Genomic DNA, 15,024 nt, shown 5'->3' with positions numbered 1-15,024 from the left:
CCTTTTGCCTCTCGTGCGGCCGAGCCGAAATCCCAAAGAAAACCCCTGCGGTTAAGAAGCCACTGCAGGAACTCCAGTCAGCCCAGCGCCGGGAATCGCCCTGCGAAGGCGGCCTCCGTTTCAAACGGTTTTGTGAGCGATATCGCCAGCCAGCGCTCGCGGTAGAAGAGATCTCGCGGGATGCTCAGGCGGAGCTTTACCGGATCCCGGCCAAGCTGAAGGACACCTTCGGAATCCGGGGCTTCTTCTTCGGGGCGAGGCCACATCATCCACGTGACAGTCACATTGTCCTCTGTCGATTGGTTGAGCACTTCGACTTCGAAAACGGATGTATCCCAGTCCGAACTCACGAGACGGATGTCGCACTTCAGCCCCTCCAGTTCCATGAGCTTCACGCGGCAGGATTCCAGGACAATCTTGCCGGTCAGCGCACTCGTAACCGCACCGCCGATGGGGCTCGAACGGGAGCGGTTGATTTCGAACTCGACCGGCGCATCCAGCTTGTATTCGACGCTCATCGGCGGAATGGTCGTGATGCGGGCAGAGTTCACCACAGGTTCGCGACTGTCGAGGACCACACCGACCCGTGGCATGCGGACGCGGAAGTCGAAGTAGTTCCTGTTCACGGCCGGGAAGAAACCGCCCGGGGCCGCGGCGGGCGCCTCCGATGGCTCGCGGGCTGCGAGGCTGAAAACGCTGGACTTGGGGCGCCGCGGAATTGCCGAAGGCGGGCGCAGATAGGCATGGACCGGCCCGAGGATCGGGTCGGTGCCGTAAAAGACGGCCGTTTCCCATTCCACAGTCAGTTCTGTCCCCGGGTCGAGCAGGGTGGCCTGGTCGAGGTCCTCGATTTCCATGAAGCGCGCCTTGGCGCACCCGCCGAGATTCACCGTGAACTTGTTGCCTCTGATATCGAGTACCAGTTCGGCGCAGCGCACCGCGGCCTGGTCGAGAGCTAGGATATTGGATGAAGCGCATATTCCTCCGGGCATTCCAGTCTCCTTTTACGCGGTTATGCGGGTATCGATCCTTGCTTCCAGTGCAAGCCGCACTGCGTCTGCTGCGTTGATGAGGCCGAAGCCGAACCATGGGCTTCGCCCGGTATCGGGATCGAACGCGCCCCCGACATGGCGGTTGTTCAACAGGTCTTCATCCGTCTGAAGGTCGAGTGCGGAGCGGCTTGCTGATCGCGCGATGATGTCTTTCACCTCGCCGGCCGAGAGCGCGGGATCGGCCGAAAGCACGAGGGCACAGACCCCCGCCACCATGGGCGCGGCTGCGGAGGTTCCGCCCATGCCATAGGTGATGAATCCGTGTTCCTCGTTGGAAAAACCGACATCCTTCAGGCCTAGACCGTGATTTTCATTGTCCGTGGTCGCGATGTTGATCGAGCCGTAGTCGCTGCGGGTTGAAAGATGACGGGGATGGAAATTGTCCGAGGGTGCGACCACATGGATATCCGAGCCCCAGTTGGAGTAGAGCGATTTGCGGCCACGATGACTGACTGCGCCGACACTGATCACGTCAGCCTGATTGACCCAGTTCGCGTAGATATCCTTTTGCCGGAAGAATGGCCCTGTCGGCTTTCCACGCTGGTAGTAGTGGAAGCCGTCGGGGTTGTCGGCTGCAGACAGCCGGGTCGGCAGGTCGTCGTTCCCGGCGGCAAAAACAATGACCAGACCCTTTCCTCGCCGCCCGCCAGAGGCGGCGATTTCGCCCATGACGAGATCCGCTGTCGACGACAGGCGCGCGAAGGAGGAGGGCTTGCTCGCCCAGGAGCAGGACAGCACGTCCGCGCGGGCGGAAATATAACTCAGAATGGCGAGGATCGTTTCCTGGTCGGTGTCGCCTATCGCAAAGCGCACCGGCATCCAACGACATCCCGGCGCCACGCCTGCGACTTCGCTGCCCCGGCCGATGGCAATGCCGGCGCAGGGGGTTCCGTGATAGTTCACCAAATCCCGTTCGGCCCAGGGCTCCAGATCGGCGGGAGCAATTTCCGCCCCCGGTTCGGCTTGATAAAATCCCGGCAGGAAGTCGGAGGGGTCCGCGACGCCGTTCTGCAGATCCGGATTGGTGAGGTCGAAGCCGTCATCCATTACAGCGATGATGATGTCTTCCGAGCCGTAGCCATTCAGCCTCCAGGCCGCCTCTGCGTCGATGTTCACCGCGCTGTCAATGCCGAGCGAGGGATGCCTGCCGTGCAGATGCCATTGGCAATCATAGGCAGGACCGCTGAAGCTTCTCCTATCGGACGGCTCATCCTGCGGCACGAAATCCGGTTCGACGAACTCGAGTTCCGGCTTGTCCAGCAGGCTAGTGGCGATAGAGACCGGGTCCTGCACGCCTTTGCCGTGGGCTTGGCAGACAAGAATATCTCCGGGGTGCCGGCGAGCGATCTGCAGCCCGGTTTCTTCCAGGATTTCATCGATCCGTTCCGGCGAAACGTCAGGTCGGAACCGCATATTGATCTTGCCGTTCGCCAGGAACGGCACGCGATAACCGGGTTCGTCAAACTCATAGGCGACGACGAAGTGCCCGGGAGCGCCAGTTTCCGCCAGCAGTCGGGATGTCTTGTCGAGCGAGCGCTCTACCGGGACGAATGAGAGACGCTGGGAGCGGCCGATCTTTTCCGGTGCAATCAGTTCCGCCGGCCAGTTCGCGGCGCGCGCCGCCGGATCCTGTACACACAGTACCCGGTCGTCCCGTCTTCGAATGGGGATGTCGACGCCTCCCAGCCGCACAGTTTCCGTCATTTGCCGCCACCGGAGCTGGCGAGGACTACGGCTTCTCGTTTCAGGGGCAGCTTCAAGAGGAGACCCCGCATCGCCGTCACGGCGGTCAGAGCGAAGAACAGCCCGAACACCACATGCAGTTCCATGAGCAGCCCGTAAACGGCGGCAACCGAGGCAGCGAAGATCACTTGGTCTCGGGGGCGGCCGGGTGAAGTTGCCGGATCGGTGATCATGTAGAAGGTAAAGAGGATGAAGGCGAAGCCGGTCATCGGCAGAAGGCCGGCGACTATTGGCGTGCCGTTGATGACACCACGGATTATCGCCTGCGTGGCGAAACTGGCGAGCCAGGCGCCGATCAGCGGCATCCTTCCGGTCAGCTTCGTGTTGAGAAGACTGCCGGTCGAGATCACCAGCAGAGGCAGCAGCCAGTCGAGCACGCCGGACGTGTTTTCGGCGAACATGTAGGGGGGCGCGATCCCGACGGAGGGGAAAAGCAGCAGAACGACCGTGATCCCGAAATTGGAGGGATTGAGAAAATGGCGAGAGGCCGGACCGTTCTCGGTCGGAACGGTGACGCGGAAGAGCCATTTCGAGGCGACCGCGAGCGAAGCGCCGAACGCGACCACCCAAAGCTGCTCGGCGGCGAAAAGCAGCATGCCGACCGCCAATCCGCTGATATGCGCCGACAGCAGAAACGAAACGAATTTTCCTGGCGTGCCGAGGTAGCGCGGCTGGCGCCGTTCGGCGAAAGCCTGCGCGGTCTCCGCCGCAAGTTCAGTACCGTAGGCGGCGGAAAGGGCGACGAAGGGCGTGATCCAGGATTGCTCGAAGCCGAGCCACAAATGACCGAGCACATTGAGGACCGTGATGGCGAAGGCGAACCGCGCCAGGCCTTTAAGCCTCGTGTCGATATACCAGCGTTCGCCGAGACTCATCCGGCCGCTTGCCGCTGTCTCGCGTCGGGCGCTTTCGATTGCAATGGTCATTGGTTGCTCCCTGTCCCCAGACTGGCCAGATCGAGGCTTGGACCATCATCCAGAAGCACCCGATGGCGACCCGGCATGAAATGGAAGTCGCGCTTGTGGTAACCGCTTGCAGTGCGCCAGCGAACCGTGACGGGCACCTCCGCCGAGCTGTTGCCGAGGCCGAAATGCACCTCGGGCGACCGGTGCCCGGAATGGCCGTTGCTGCTGTCGCATATGGCGGACAGAGTGCCTCCGTTCTCGAAGGTGGCCGTTGCGATGGAACCGATTGCCGGACGCGTCGAACCGTCGGGATTCGTCAATCGCAGATCCAGGATGAGAGAAGGACGTTCCTGTCCGGCGGCATTGACGAACAGGACTGAGGGCTCCCACTGACGCGCGAGCGCGAAATCGAGATCGCCGTCGCCGTCGATATCGGCAAGCGCGATGCCACGCGTGACGCTTGCCTCTGCTAAACCGAATTGCGACGCCATGTCATGAAACCGCCCGTCTTCGCCGCGCACGAAAAAAGCGTCGGCACGGTCGCCGGACAGGCCGTCGCCTTCCTCGAAAAGTGGCCAGACCCCGGGATGACGCAGCAGTTCGTCATTGCCCATCGCCAGTTCCTGCAGTTCCGGCCATCGATCGGACCACCCCTTGACGAAGCCGGTCGCCTGAAGGGCTTCATAGGTCCCGTCATTGTCCAGATCTGCAAATTTGGCGTCCCATCCCCAGCTGGACCGGGCCAGCCCAAGTGCGCCGGAGGCGTTTCGATAGGGGGCTCGACCGTTCTCCCAGCCGATATTCTGCTGGTGCAGGAAAAGCAGATGGCTTTCCAGCAGCGCATAATCCTCGGCGATATTGCTGACAAAGATGTCGAGACCGCCATCCCCGTCGACATCGGCAAAATCAACTCCCATTCCCTTGAAGGAGTCTCTTCCGAGCACGCCGGAGCGTATATCCGTCAAGCCGCGCCTGCCTTCGGCGATTGAAAAGGCGGGATCGCCCGGCGTGGACCGGTTCAGTAAAAGCCTGTCGGGTCCGAAGTCATTGGCAACATAGATTTCGGGGTAGCCGTCATGGTTCAGATCCGCGGCACCGAGGGCCAGGGTCCAGCCGGTTGCCATCGTGGCGTCGAGCGAGCCCGAATGATCGTCGAAGGCAAACGTGCCGGAGTTGGCGCCGGTATTGAGAAATAGGCGATTTGTGCCGCCATTATAGGCGCGCGACATCGAATGCTGCATTTCGACCGGTCGGCGCCCGATTGTGTCGAGCACGCCGGACTCATCCGGGAAATAGTTGCCGAACAGGAAGTCGCCGAAACCGTCGCCGTCTATGTCGCTGAACACCGCGGCATTGGTGAACCAGACCTCGCCGCGGTCGGTGATTTCATGAAAGGTGAAGCCCTCGCGGGACATTGATCCGCTGTTTTCGAATATTCCCGGCGACCGTCCCCAGTAGTAAACCAGCACGTCCTCGTGCCCGTCGGCATTGGCGTCCGCGAAGAGGCAGCCCATCGGCGCCGTGGTGGCCACATCATATCCATCCTTCGGCGTGAGCAGGGTGAAGGGTTCGAAGCTCTCAGTCTCCCGGCGGCCGAGCGGAAGGATCGACACGCTGTCATTGCGAGGATCGACCAGGCAGGCTTCGTTTGAAACCCTGTCCCCATCGAGGTCTCCGATTGCGACGGATGCGCCAACCGATGAGATCCAGGCTGCGATGTGCTGGTAGTCAGGATGCACGGGCCGGATCGGCCTGAAGCCCGATTTGTCCGCCGGTTCGAGCGGCACCCGGACAAAGGCGAAGCGGGCAGGGTCTTCCAGTGCGCCCTTTACCTTGCTCTGCGGCGGCAAGGCAAGGAGCAGCAGACCGGAGGCGATGAAGCCGGCGACCAACTTCCCGGCATGGCTGGAAAGGGGGGAGGTCATCGGCGGCTCTCCATGGCGGTATCGAGGTCCGTGGCTGTGCGACTGCGCCATTGCTCGTAGAGGCGCGAGCTATCGCCCAGGTCTTGCATCGGCTGTCCAAGGCCGATTGGCATCGCCGAGCGCACAATGGCGACGACCGTCTCGGGGGGGACGCCGGTCAGGGCCGCAGCGCGCTCGCGGATTGCGGCCGTGTCGGTTGACGCATCGTGATGCGCAACCAGCCCAAAGGCACTGCCTTGTGCCAGGTGCCGGCCCAGCGCTCCCGTCGCCAGTCGCAGCCGCCCGCAGGTGTCTGTGTCTATGCCGCCGGCATAGGTAACTGCCAGCCCCAGACCGGCAAAGAGGTCTCCGTGCCGACTGGGATCGGTTCGGGCGATCCGGGCGCATGCCTCATGGATATCACCGCCACAGATGAACCAGGTCGCGCGGCCAGCACCCTGGTCCCACGCGTTTCGGGCGATGCCGCCTGCCAACCCGGCAATGTGGCTGCCGGGTCCGCGCCGCAGCATTTTTGCGTTGAAATAGCAGTCGTGAAATCCCCATCCGTCAAAGACGAGTGGGGCCAGCAGACGATCAAGGCAGCGCAGGATCGCCTTCCGCCTCCAGGGCAACCGCGCCATGGCCCAACCGGCACCGACCGTGGGCAGATAGGGGTTGCGTTGGCTAGTGGCGGCGAGAAGGCGGGGCAAACCCGGTGCAGCAAAAATGTGCCAGGGCATGGCATCACGGACCCCGCAGCCCATGGCTGCGCCTTCAATGAAAAAGCCCGACCGTTCAGGCTCGACGATTCCGGAGCTGGCCTGCAGAACCGTTGAAAGATGTCCGGTCAGGGCGCTGTTGTAGCCCGCGACGAAGCACTTTCCCGCCTCTTCAAGGCATTTCTTGGCGCTGGGGGTTGCGGCGGTGAAGCCGCGAACCGAGAGAAGGGCTTCACGCGGCGAAAGCCTCGCAAGGCGCGCCGTCAAGCTGAACCCACCGGCTCGCGAAGCGACAGGAGAGATCAGTTCAGAACTCGCATTCTGCTCAAGATGGTGGCTCATGTCACCTCCTCAGGACGGCCGGAAGCCGTGTCCGAAACTCCGAAATTTGCATGGCACGATCGCCTCCCCGCGATTGGTTCGACCCGTCACTCCATACGATTTGGAAATTTGCTTGCGCAGAACGGGCCGGTTCCTCAGTCATTTCGTTCCTCCTCCAGCAGGGCAGCAACTAGCCTCAAGGCTTCCTCCACGCCCTGCACGGCAACACGGAAATCCTCCTGGCGCGTTTCCTTCAACTGCGTGACCTCGGCTCTCCAGACAATCTCATTGTCGGCTTCCCGTCCTGTTTCTCGCCAGAAGCGGAGTATGAACACTTCATCCGCCTCGGCAGCGCTCGTCCTGGGGGGCATGTCTGTCTATTCCTCATCGCTAGTGCCAGGACCTCATTGCCCGCGGCCCTATCGGACGAGAAAGATCGCAGGCACGCGCACTCCCCAGTAAGAGACCATGAACGCCCCTCCGATCAGGAAGCCAATCGAGATCAGTGTTGCCCGCGTGCCGGGATGTTCGCCGATCCGGGTGAGGATCGCGCCGTTACGCCAGCTGGAGAGCAGCAGCACCAGCAAGAGGACAAGGGCGACGTTGCCAAGGGCCTGAAGCCCGAATGCTGCAGCGCCATAGAGAGCATCTCCTCGGGCAATCGCGTCCTCGAACATCTTGCGAAATGGTGGGAACGGCCTGCCGATCTGGAATGCGGCCACGACTACGCCCAGCGCTATCTGTACCTTGTTGGATGATGTCAGATGCCATGCGCCCGCCTGTTCACCACTATTTCGCAGCACAGCAACGCCCCATCCGACAAGCAAGAGGCCAAGGCAGACGAAAACAAAACCCGCCTGCATCAGCCGCATAGGCATGTTGCCAAGGGTTTGAGACGACAACTGGGGGAAGTTCGCGCCCAGAAGTACGCCGACAATGCCGTAGCCGCAGGCAACGATCAGCAGTGAGCCGATAAACGGCAGCAGCGACCGCACGGCCGGAGCTGGTCCGCCTGTTTGGGGTGTCAAGGGCACGGCGGTCGCGAGGACGCATACATTGCAGGCTGTAAGCGTGCCGGCGACGCCACTCACGAAGGCGAAAAGCAGGCCCGTGCCGATGGAGGAGATCTGGTAGGTCGCCAGGCCTTCATGCAGGACGAGCCGGGCTACATGGTCTGCCACAACTTTGTCGACAAGCTCGTAGGACCAAATATAGGCCAGCAGAATGCCCGTCGCGAGAGCTCCAAGTCCGATCAGAGTGCGTGTGAACGGATGGGGCGTGGTGGGTGCAGAAGCATGATCGAAAGCCATTTTACACCTCGAGGTCGGATGCCGAAAAGGACAGCTGCAGCCAAGATGAGACAGGCATCTGTTCGTGGCCTTGTGCCAAACTCACGGCAAAATCTCGGGTGACTAAAATTCGCTTTGGGCCAGACCTGATGCTATCGTGGTTTCCAAGTCAGCGAGGTCTTCTTCGCTGGAGCACCTGCGGATTTTTTCGAGCACCTTTAGCGTTCTCGGCATCGGTTCCACGCCAATATCGGCCAGAAGCGTGTTTCTCCACCTCTCGCAATAACGGATGGCTTCGGCCCGACGGTCGTCAAGGCAGAGAATGGCCACGAGTGCCCGCACAAACATTTCGCGATAGGGATCATGGGCGAGGACATTCCGGCAGGTGGTAATGGCCTGTTTCCAGACGCGATTACGCAAATGATGCTTCAGTGCGCTTTGTGCCAGTTCAACGAAGCATGAATGCAGGCGCTCCCTCTCCTCGATGAAGAAGTCACTGTCCTCGCCGTCAAGAAACGGCCCCTGATAAAGGTCAATCGCGCGCAGGACATACTCCAGGTCCGGTTCCGCGCAGTGTGCCTCAACCTTGGCCGTCCTGCTGATCGTCAGTGCATCGACTTCGAGCCAAGGCTTCTCTTCGAGAACGATATGGTCTCCCACCGAAATTAGATTTTTCGCGCCTGCGCTTTCGGGCTCCAGGCATAATATCCGCCGCAAGCGCCACAAGGCGGAGTTCAAGGCGGCCCTCGACTTGCTCTCTTCAAGTTGGGGCCAGAAGCTTTCGGCGATCCACTCGCGACGTAGCATCCGGCCAGGCTGAGAAAAGAGCATAGCAGCCATTCGCTGCCCCGACTGCCCAAGTTCGGCGTGCACCCTTTGACCGTTCACGGCTATACTGAAGCAACCCATGAGGTTTACTTGAAGCATCACTACCCTCCCGGAGAAGCAAAATGCCTTCCAATTGTCGCTCTGCTAAAAATACTTCAGGTTCCCCCTTCCGACGAGCTAGATGATCCAAGCTCACGGCTGCTGCCCGCAGCGCCGGAAAGAAAATTTTTCGCACGTCAGCACATGCTAAAATTTCATATGTGAAAATTACGATTTGTTTTGCATATTGTAACGTGTATTATATTTTTATGCAATTGAATGTGGCGAAGGGTTTCATCATTCTTGCTAAGATTATTCCTTATAGGTGATAACTATCGATAGAATATTTATATTGGAATAAGCGTATTTTATTTTGCGGAATTATAATTCATCCCTGTTTATTCTGGGATTAATTCCTGATAGTTAATTTTTTAAAGTGAGTATTGTTCACCTCAGGGGTGCGTCACTGTTATAGCAGCCGGGAACATCGCGCGGAAGTCAATCATAATTGGTGCCTAACCGCCATACAATGTTGACGTAGAAATCAGCCGGGCACGGTTTTTCGCATACGCCACATAGTCTGCGGCTGTAGAGTAACCCGATGCAAAACTGCAGCAAATCAAGTGGGAGCATTCTTGGTGCACAGGTTTGAATGAATCATTTTAAAACTTTTAGAAGCACTCTGAATCGTTCGAAACTTTACTGGATTCTGTTAGGTGCGCGAGACCCGCCGGTCACAAATAACCGACGGGTCTCTCTCATAAAATTTGCATGAAGGAGGCGCCAATTGAAAAAAAGCCTCGGAAATCAAGAAGGCGAAGGCGGTCGTTCGAGCTTTTGAAGGCGCGTGGGGCCAACGCCAATTACCCAGGTTCTTCGCGCCAGCGACCAGTCATTGAGGTCTGGCAGAGCCCGGCGGGATCAGATCGCCCGTCTCTTGGTGCCCGACCTTAGATATAGGTGACAGTTTCTACCGGCCAGATGGGTAACACTGTCCGTTTTCGGGAGGTGTCGATGCTGTGGCAAGAGGTGTCTATTCTGGAGGAATGTCTTCGTTTTGTCGCCCGCTTGTTAGATGGCGAAGGCATGAGTGGGGTTTGCCGGGAGTTCTGAATCTCGCGCAAAACCGGTTACAAGATCTGAAACCGCTATTAGCGCGATGGGATGGAGGCGCTTTGCGACCGGTCCCGCCGTCCTGTGCGTTACGCCAACCAGCTGCCGGAGCAGGTCGAGTGTCTGATCGGCGCGACCCGGAAAGAGAAGCCCGATTGGGGTATGCGCAAGATCCGGGAGGTGCCCGTGCGCAAGCTGGCCGGCGATATGCGTATTCCGGCGCAAAGCACGGTGCATGCTGTTCTGGACCGGCACGGGCTTGTCAGCAGAGCCCGCAAGAGGCGGCGCGCCAGCAAGGCCGAAGGAACGCGCCTTTCGGCCGGACTTGCCCCAAACGACCTGTGGGCCGCCGACTTCAAGGGCGAGTTCAAGCTGGGCAACCGGCACTCCTGCTACCCCTTGACGGTCAGCGACCACGCGTCCCGCTTTCTGCTGAGCTGCGAGGCCTTTGACTCGAGGAAGGAAAAGCCGGTCATCGAGGCCTTCCTCGCCCTGTTCAAAGAGCGCGGATTGCCCGCTGCGATCCGTACGGACAACGGCTTGCCCTTTGCCTCGCCGAACGGGCTCTACAACTTGTCCAAGCTGTCGGTTTGGTGGTTGCGTCTTGGTATCGGTATCGAGCGTATCAAGCCAGGCCACCCCCAGCAGAACGGCCGCCATTAGCGCATGCATCTTACCTTAAAGAAGGAAGCCACGCTGCCGCCGGGCATCAACAGTCTTCAGCAGCAGGCCAAGTTCGACGCATTTGTTAAGGAATTCAATGAGGAGCGCCCTCATGAAGCGCTCTCAATGAAGACACCCGCGGAGGTCTAAAAGTCCTCACAAAGGCCTTATCAGGGCCTGCCGGACCTGGATTATCCCTTCCACGACCGGGACGCCCTGGTCACCGCCTGCGGGCGGATCTGCATGCATCGCAAGAAGATCAACGTCTCCACCGTGCTAGCAGGTCAGAAGCTTGGCATCAAGGAAGTGGAGGATGAAATTTGGCTGATTAGCTTCATGAGCTATGATCTGGGATACATCGACCAGGAGCAGAAAACACTACAGACAATCGACAACCCGTCCGGCACGAGGTTGTAACCCATGTCTCCGGCACAAACCGTTACCTATCTCTCCGGATCGGACAAGAGATAAAATGGCGCACCCGACAGGATTCGAACCTGTGACCCCTGCCTTCGGAGGGCAGTACTCTATCCAGCTGAGCTACGGGTGCGTGCCACGATCCGGTGGTACCGGTCGGATAGAAGCCCCTGATAGCCGATTGGAATGGCGGCTTCAATTCCTTTCTTGCGCTTTTGGACAAGTTCAACCGGATTGTCCGGGGTGCAAGGCACACGGCCTGGATGACATAGGGCATGACAGGAGGAAATGTGCTGGAAGGAAGAGGAAGCGTGTCCGGGGATCGGGTCCGCATGCCACTGCGGCGCTGGGAACCGGGTTTGTTTTCAAGCAGGAGTGGGCTGGCGCAGAAGACGCCGGGCTCCGGTCTGGCGAGCCGTTACGGGCTTTCACTTCGGAGCGGATGCCGCTCTGGAAGCGATTGGGCGCCGCTGGGCCACATGCCTCGGCTGGAGGGCTTTGCTGAAAGTGCTTTAAACAAAAAAACGCGGGTCCCTAAGGACCGCGCGGTAAAAGTTTTAGTGCACGTGGCCCCATCGACCACACTTCATTTATACATTGAATTGCCAACGGTGTCATCCTCGGCTTTCTGAAAAAATACAATGAGGCTGAAATATATCGCTCTGATCTATCAAATTTCAACTTTATGAATATAGAACTCTTCCTTCCTTGCGGAGATTTACCCTCGAAGGACGAAACAACGCGCAAACTTCTGCTCAGCTCTGAAGTGTTCCCGGTGCCTCGGCTGATTGCTGCCAATGGCATCGTCTAACGGGGGGTGACGAAAGAATGGGAATCTCATCTAGGCCATTGACGTTGCCAGGGGTCCGCTTTATACAGTGCGCCCAACCGGTGGCGGGGCTACTCGCCGCCGTCGTTTTCGATCGGGTGCGCTTCCGCTTAGGCAGAGGGTGTCCCCGGTATAACCTGGACATTAGTTCCACCTACGGATCAGGATTGAGCCCATGGCCAATACACCCTCGGCCAAGAAGGCGGCCCGCAAGATTGCCCGCCGGACGGCCACGAACAAAGCTCGCCGGAGCCGCGTGCGGACGTTTTTGCGCAAGGTAGAGGAAGCGATCGCTTCCGGTGACCAGGCCGCAGCGAATGCCGCTTTGCAGGCAGCTCAGCCGGAGATCATGCGTGCTGCGACCAAGGGCGTTCTTCACGCCAACACGGCCGCCCGCAAGGTATCCCGTCTGAACGCGCGCGTGAAGGCAATTAGCGCATAATTAACGTGTGCGTGAGTTGTGATGAAAACCCGGCCGCAGGCCGGGTTTTTTTTTAGCCTGGCAATTGAAAGGCGTGCTGCTCCGTTAATTCAGTCAGCAAAATAGTGGCTTTTCCGTACCTTGTACCTTGTCACAGTTAGTTTAAAGAAAACAATGGGTTGGCGATAGGTTGCCTGGTGCGGTTGGCCGCGTTGGAGATTCTGGCCGAGTCAAGGTCGAACTTGATTCATTTTTTTCCGGCTCCCAGCTTATGGCGTTTTCCGGTGGTTCGTGCGGGGAAAATCCCTGAGGTAAAAGGCATTTGCCGCCCCCTTGGATAGAGGGAGGCGCAGGGTTACGCGACGGCGCTTTTTCTGCCGCCAGACATTTGTTGAGTGGGGGCTGTTGCCCACCCTGAGGGGGCTGTATATGTTTATTTCACCGGCTGGCCGAAAGGTCTGGTGAGGGAAAAAAAGAAAAAAACCATCTGGGTAAATTATGATCACAATGACAATAAATAGATCAGAAGTTTTTCAAAGATGGACTGGTAATGAATACGAAAATGTACTCATTGCTATTGTTGGTCATATCTAGTTCCGGCTGAAGTTCTCAGAAAAAAAGAATAAAGTTGGTAACAGCTTTTGCTGTTGCGAAGGGGGCACTTGTGCAAAATTCAGGATGTTGTGACGGCGATGCGGATCCGCAGGCCGCCGGTGGAAATTTGCCGCAAGCACATCGGGCTGTTCTGGCTGGCGTGAGCACCCACGGTGGATGTAAATTTGCCGGAGTGGCGGGTTTGCTGTCTGTGCTGCATGTCAACGGTTTTGTTGGCCAGATGGTCAAAAAAATGTCCGAGAAAAGGCTTGACCAGACGGCTCTAATCGATTTTTTGTGCCGCTCCGGCGTACGGGGCCAAGCTGCGGCAATCGCCATGACGCAGGCCGGTTACGCCAATTGCTTTAACATTGAAGGCGGTTTCGAAGGACCTCTGGATGCTGGGGGCCATCGGGGAACGCAGCCCGGAGCGAGGGCCACCAGGGTGTTCCGGACCCTGTCTTAATACCCAGCAGCTTTGCGGGAAATACCGGCGGCCAAAAGCCTGCCGATCTCATAACCGTCCCATTCGGGACATATAATAGCTGCTAAAGCAGCGTTAAGCCAAAGAGCGGCTGTGGCGGATCGCTCTTTAAACAGGAGGCGGAAGAAATGCAGGTTCAGGAGACAAGCGGCTCCGAACACTGGAACCGTGTGAAAAAGCGGCTCCGCGCGGAACTTGGTGACGATGTCTTTTCCAGCTGGTTCGCACGTGTTGATTTGGAAGAGCATGCAGAAGGCACTGTGCGCCTGTCTGTCCCGACCCGGTTTCTCAAGCAGTGGATTCAATCCCACTACAATGAGCGTCTGATGGGTCTGTGGAAGGGTGAATGCGAGAACGTTCACAAGATCGAGCTGACTGTGCGCGGTGCGGTGCGCCCGCGGCAGGTGTCCGCTCCGGTCAAGGCCGGTATCGCGGCTCCTCAGCGCCCGAAGATCGCAGCGGTCGAACAGCGCCTCGACGGGTTTTCCGACAACAGCAATCCGGTTGCGGCCGCTCAGGCGGCAACGGCGGCTCTCGGCCGCGGGGAAAGCGTATCCGAGGTCAGCAGGGACATCCTGCAGGGCGCGGCGCTTGACCCGAAATACACGTTCGAGACGTTTGTCGAAGGTGAATCCAACGGACTGGCGCTGGCCGCTGCCCGTCAGGTCGCGTCCGGCGGAACGGTGACGTTCAATCCGCTTTATCTGCATGCTTCGGTCGGGTTGGGTAAGACCCACCTGATGCAGGCGGTTGCCGCGAAGACGCGTGCGTCCGGCCGCAAGGTGCTTTACCTCACCGCCGAGCACTTCATGTACCGCTTTGTGTCTGCCCTGAAGGCGCAGTCTGCCTTGGCGTTCAAGGAAACCCTGCGCACGATTGATCTCCTTCTGATCGATGACATGCAGTTCCTGCATGGCAAGCAGGTTCAGCAGGAGTTCTGTCATACGCTGAATGCGCTGATCGACGGTGCCCGTCAGGTCATCGTGGCGGCCGACCGCGCCCCTTCGGAACTGGATACCCTGGATGACCGGGTCCGCTCACGCCTGTCAGGCGGCCTTGTTGTCGGCATCCATGAGCCGGACTTCTCGCTCCGCCGCAACATCCTGTCCGCACGTGTTCATCTGGCGCAGCGCAGCTATCCGAACTTTGAAGTGCCGGATACGGTTCTGGACTTCGTGGCGCGCCATGTCGTCTCGTCGGGCCGGGATCTGGAAGGTGCGCTGAACCGCCTCGTGGCCCACAATCAGCTGACCAATCAGCCGATCACGCAGGAAATGGCGGAGATGACCCTCCGTGACCTGATCCGGTCCAGCGAGCCGCGCCGTGTGAAGATCGAGGATATCCAGCGCGTTGTGTCCAAGCACTACAACGTGACCAAGGCGGATCTCCTGTCTGCACGCCGGACCCGCACCATCGTGCGCCCGCGTCAAATCGCCATGTATTTGGCAAAGGTCATGACGCCGCGGTCCCTGCCGGAAATAGGCCGCCGCTTTGGCAACCGCGATCACACCACGGTGCTTCATGCCGTGCGCAAGATCGAGGAAATGGCCCGTGCCGACAACGCACTGGCTCAGGAGCTGGAGCTGCTGAAGCGCATGCTCGACGCGTGAGCCTTCAAAGGTTTACTGCGGGAATTTAACAGTTTGAGAGGGGCGTCTTTCGGGGCGCCCCTCTTGCTTTTCAAACCCATTCCGGGCAGTGTC

10 protein-coding genes, 1 tRNA gene and 1 pseudogene are annotated in these 15,024 nt (G+C 59.0%); 3 read left to right on the top strand and 9 right to left on the bottom strand.

The window, feature by feature from the left end; translation table 11 throughout:
- Positions 1-77 precede the first annotated feature (77 nt).
- From IG616_RS10155 to IG616_RS10120, 8 genes are all read right to left on the bottom strand, one after another.
- Positions 78-992, bottom strand: a complete 915-nt coding sequence (locus IG616_RS10155; protein WP_192148042.1) for a hypothetical protein — start codon at positions 990-992, stop codon at positions 78-80.
- A 12-nt stretch (positions 993-1,004) separates the two neighbouring features.
- Entirely contained in the window at positions 1,005-2,756 is a 1,752-nt protein-coding gene (locus IG616_RS10150) for a S8 family serine peptidase (protein WP_192148041.1), read from the bottom strand.
- A complete protein-coding gene (locus IG616_RS10145; RefSeq protein ID WP_209007418.1) occupies positions 2,753-3,721 on the bottom strand; it encodes an RnfABCDGE type electron transport complex subunit D in 969 nt (322 codons plus the stop codon). Before IG616_RS10145 ends, IG616_RS10150 begins: the two co-directional genes overlap by 4 nt.
- Positions 3,718-5,625, bottom strand: coding sequence for a CRTAC1 family protein (locus tag IG616_RS10140; RefSeq protein WP_192148040.1), 1,908 nt, complete (start codon positions 5,623-5,625; stop codon positions 3,718-3,720). The genes IG616_RS10145 and IG616_RS10140 overlap by 4 nt, the downstream gene beginning before the upstream one ends.
- On the bottom strand, positions 5,622-6,665 hold the full coding sequence (locus tag IG616_RS10135; RefSeq protein WP_192148039.1) for a DUF1702 family protein: 1,044 nt from the start codon (positions 6,663-6,665) through the stop codon (positions 5,622-5,624). The genes IG616_RS10140 and IG616_RS10135 overlap by 4 nt, the downstream gene beginning before the upstream one ends.
- A 134-nt stretch (positions 6,666-6,799) precedes the next feature.
- The gene (locus tag IG616_RS10130; RefSeq protein WP_192148038.1) at positions 6,800-7,015 is read right to left on the bottom strand and encodes a hypothetical protein; all 216 of its coding nucleotides are present in this window, start codon (positions 7,013-7,015) and stop codon (positions 6,800-6,802) included.
- A gap of 48 nt (positions 7,016-7,063) precedes the next feature.
- On the bottom strand, positions 7,064-7,954 hold the full coding sequence (locus IG616_RS10125) for a hypothetical protein (RefSeq protein ID WP_192148037.1): 891 nt from the start codon (positions 7,952-7,954) through the stop codon (positions 7,064-7,066).
- Between the two features lie 102 nt (positions 7,955-8,056).
- Complete coding sequence (locus IG616_RS10120; protein ID WP_192148036.1) at positions 8,057-8,773, bottom strand: AfsR/SARP family transcriptional regulator; 717 nt, start codon at positions 8,771-8,773, stop codon at positions 8,057-8,059.
- 1,041 nt (positions 8,774-9,814) lie between these two features.
- Between IG616_RS10120 and IG616_RS10115 the strand changes: the two are divergent.
- Positions 9,815-10,993: pseudogene (locus IG616_RS10115) on the top strand (integrase core domain-containing protein).
- 56 nt (positions 10,994-11,049) lie between these two features.
- Here IG616_RS10115 and IG616_RS10110 read toward each other — a convergent pair.
- Positions 11,050-11,126, bottom strand: a tRNA-Arg gene (locus IG616_RS10110).
- Between the two features lie 871 nt (positions 11,127-11,997).
- Here IG616_RS10110 and rpsT point away from each other — a divergent pair.
- Together rpsT and dnaA are read left to right on the top strand one after the other, a co-directional pair.
- A complete protein-coding gene (gene rpsT / locus IG616_RS10105) occupies positions 11,998-12,264 on the top strand; it encodes a 30S ribosomal protein S20 (RefSeq protein ID WP_192148035.1) in 267 nt (88 codons plus the stop codon).
- 1,185 nt (positions 12,265-13,449) lie between these two features.
- On the top strand, positions 13,450-14,931 hold the full coding sequence (gene dnaA, locus IG616_RS10100) for a chromosomal replication initiator protein DnaA (protein WP_192148034.1): 1,482 nt from the start codon (positions 13,450-13,452) through the stop codon (positions 14,929-14,931).
- The last annotated feature ends 93 nt before the right edge of the window (positions 14,932-15,024 follow it).

The organism is Roseibium litorale (assembly GCF_014842915.1).
In the GTDB taxonomy this organism is placed as follows: Bacteria; Pseudomonadota; Alphaproteobacteria; order Rhizobiales; family Stappiaceae; genus Roseibium; species Roseibium litorale.
The sequence above is the reverse complement of the archived record's forward strand: the minus strand, read 5'-3'. Positions and strand labels throughout refer to the sequence as shown.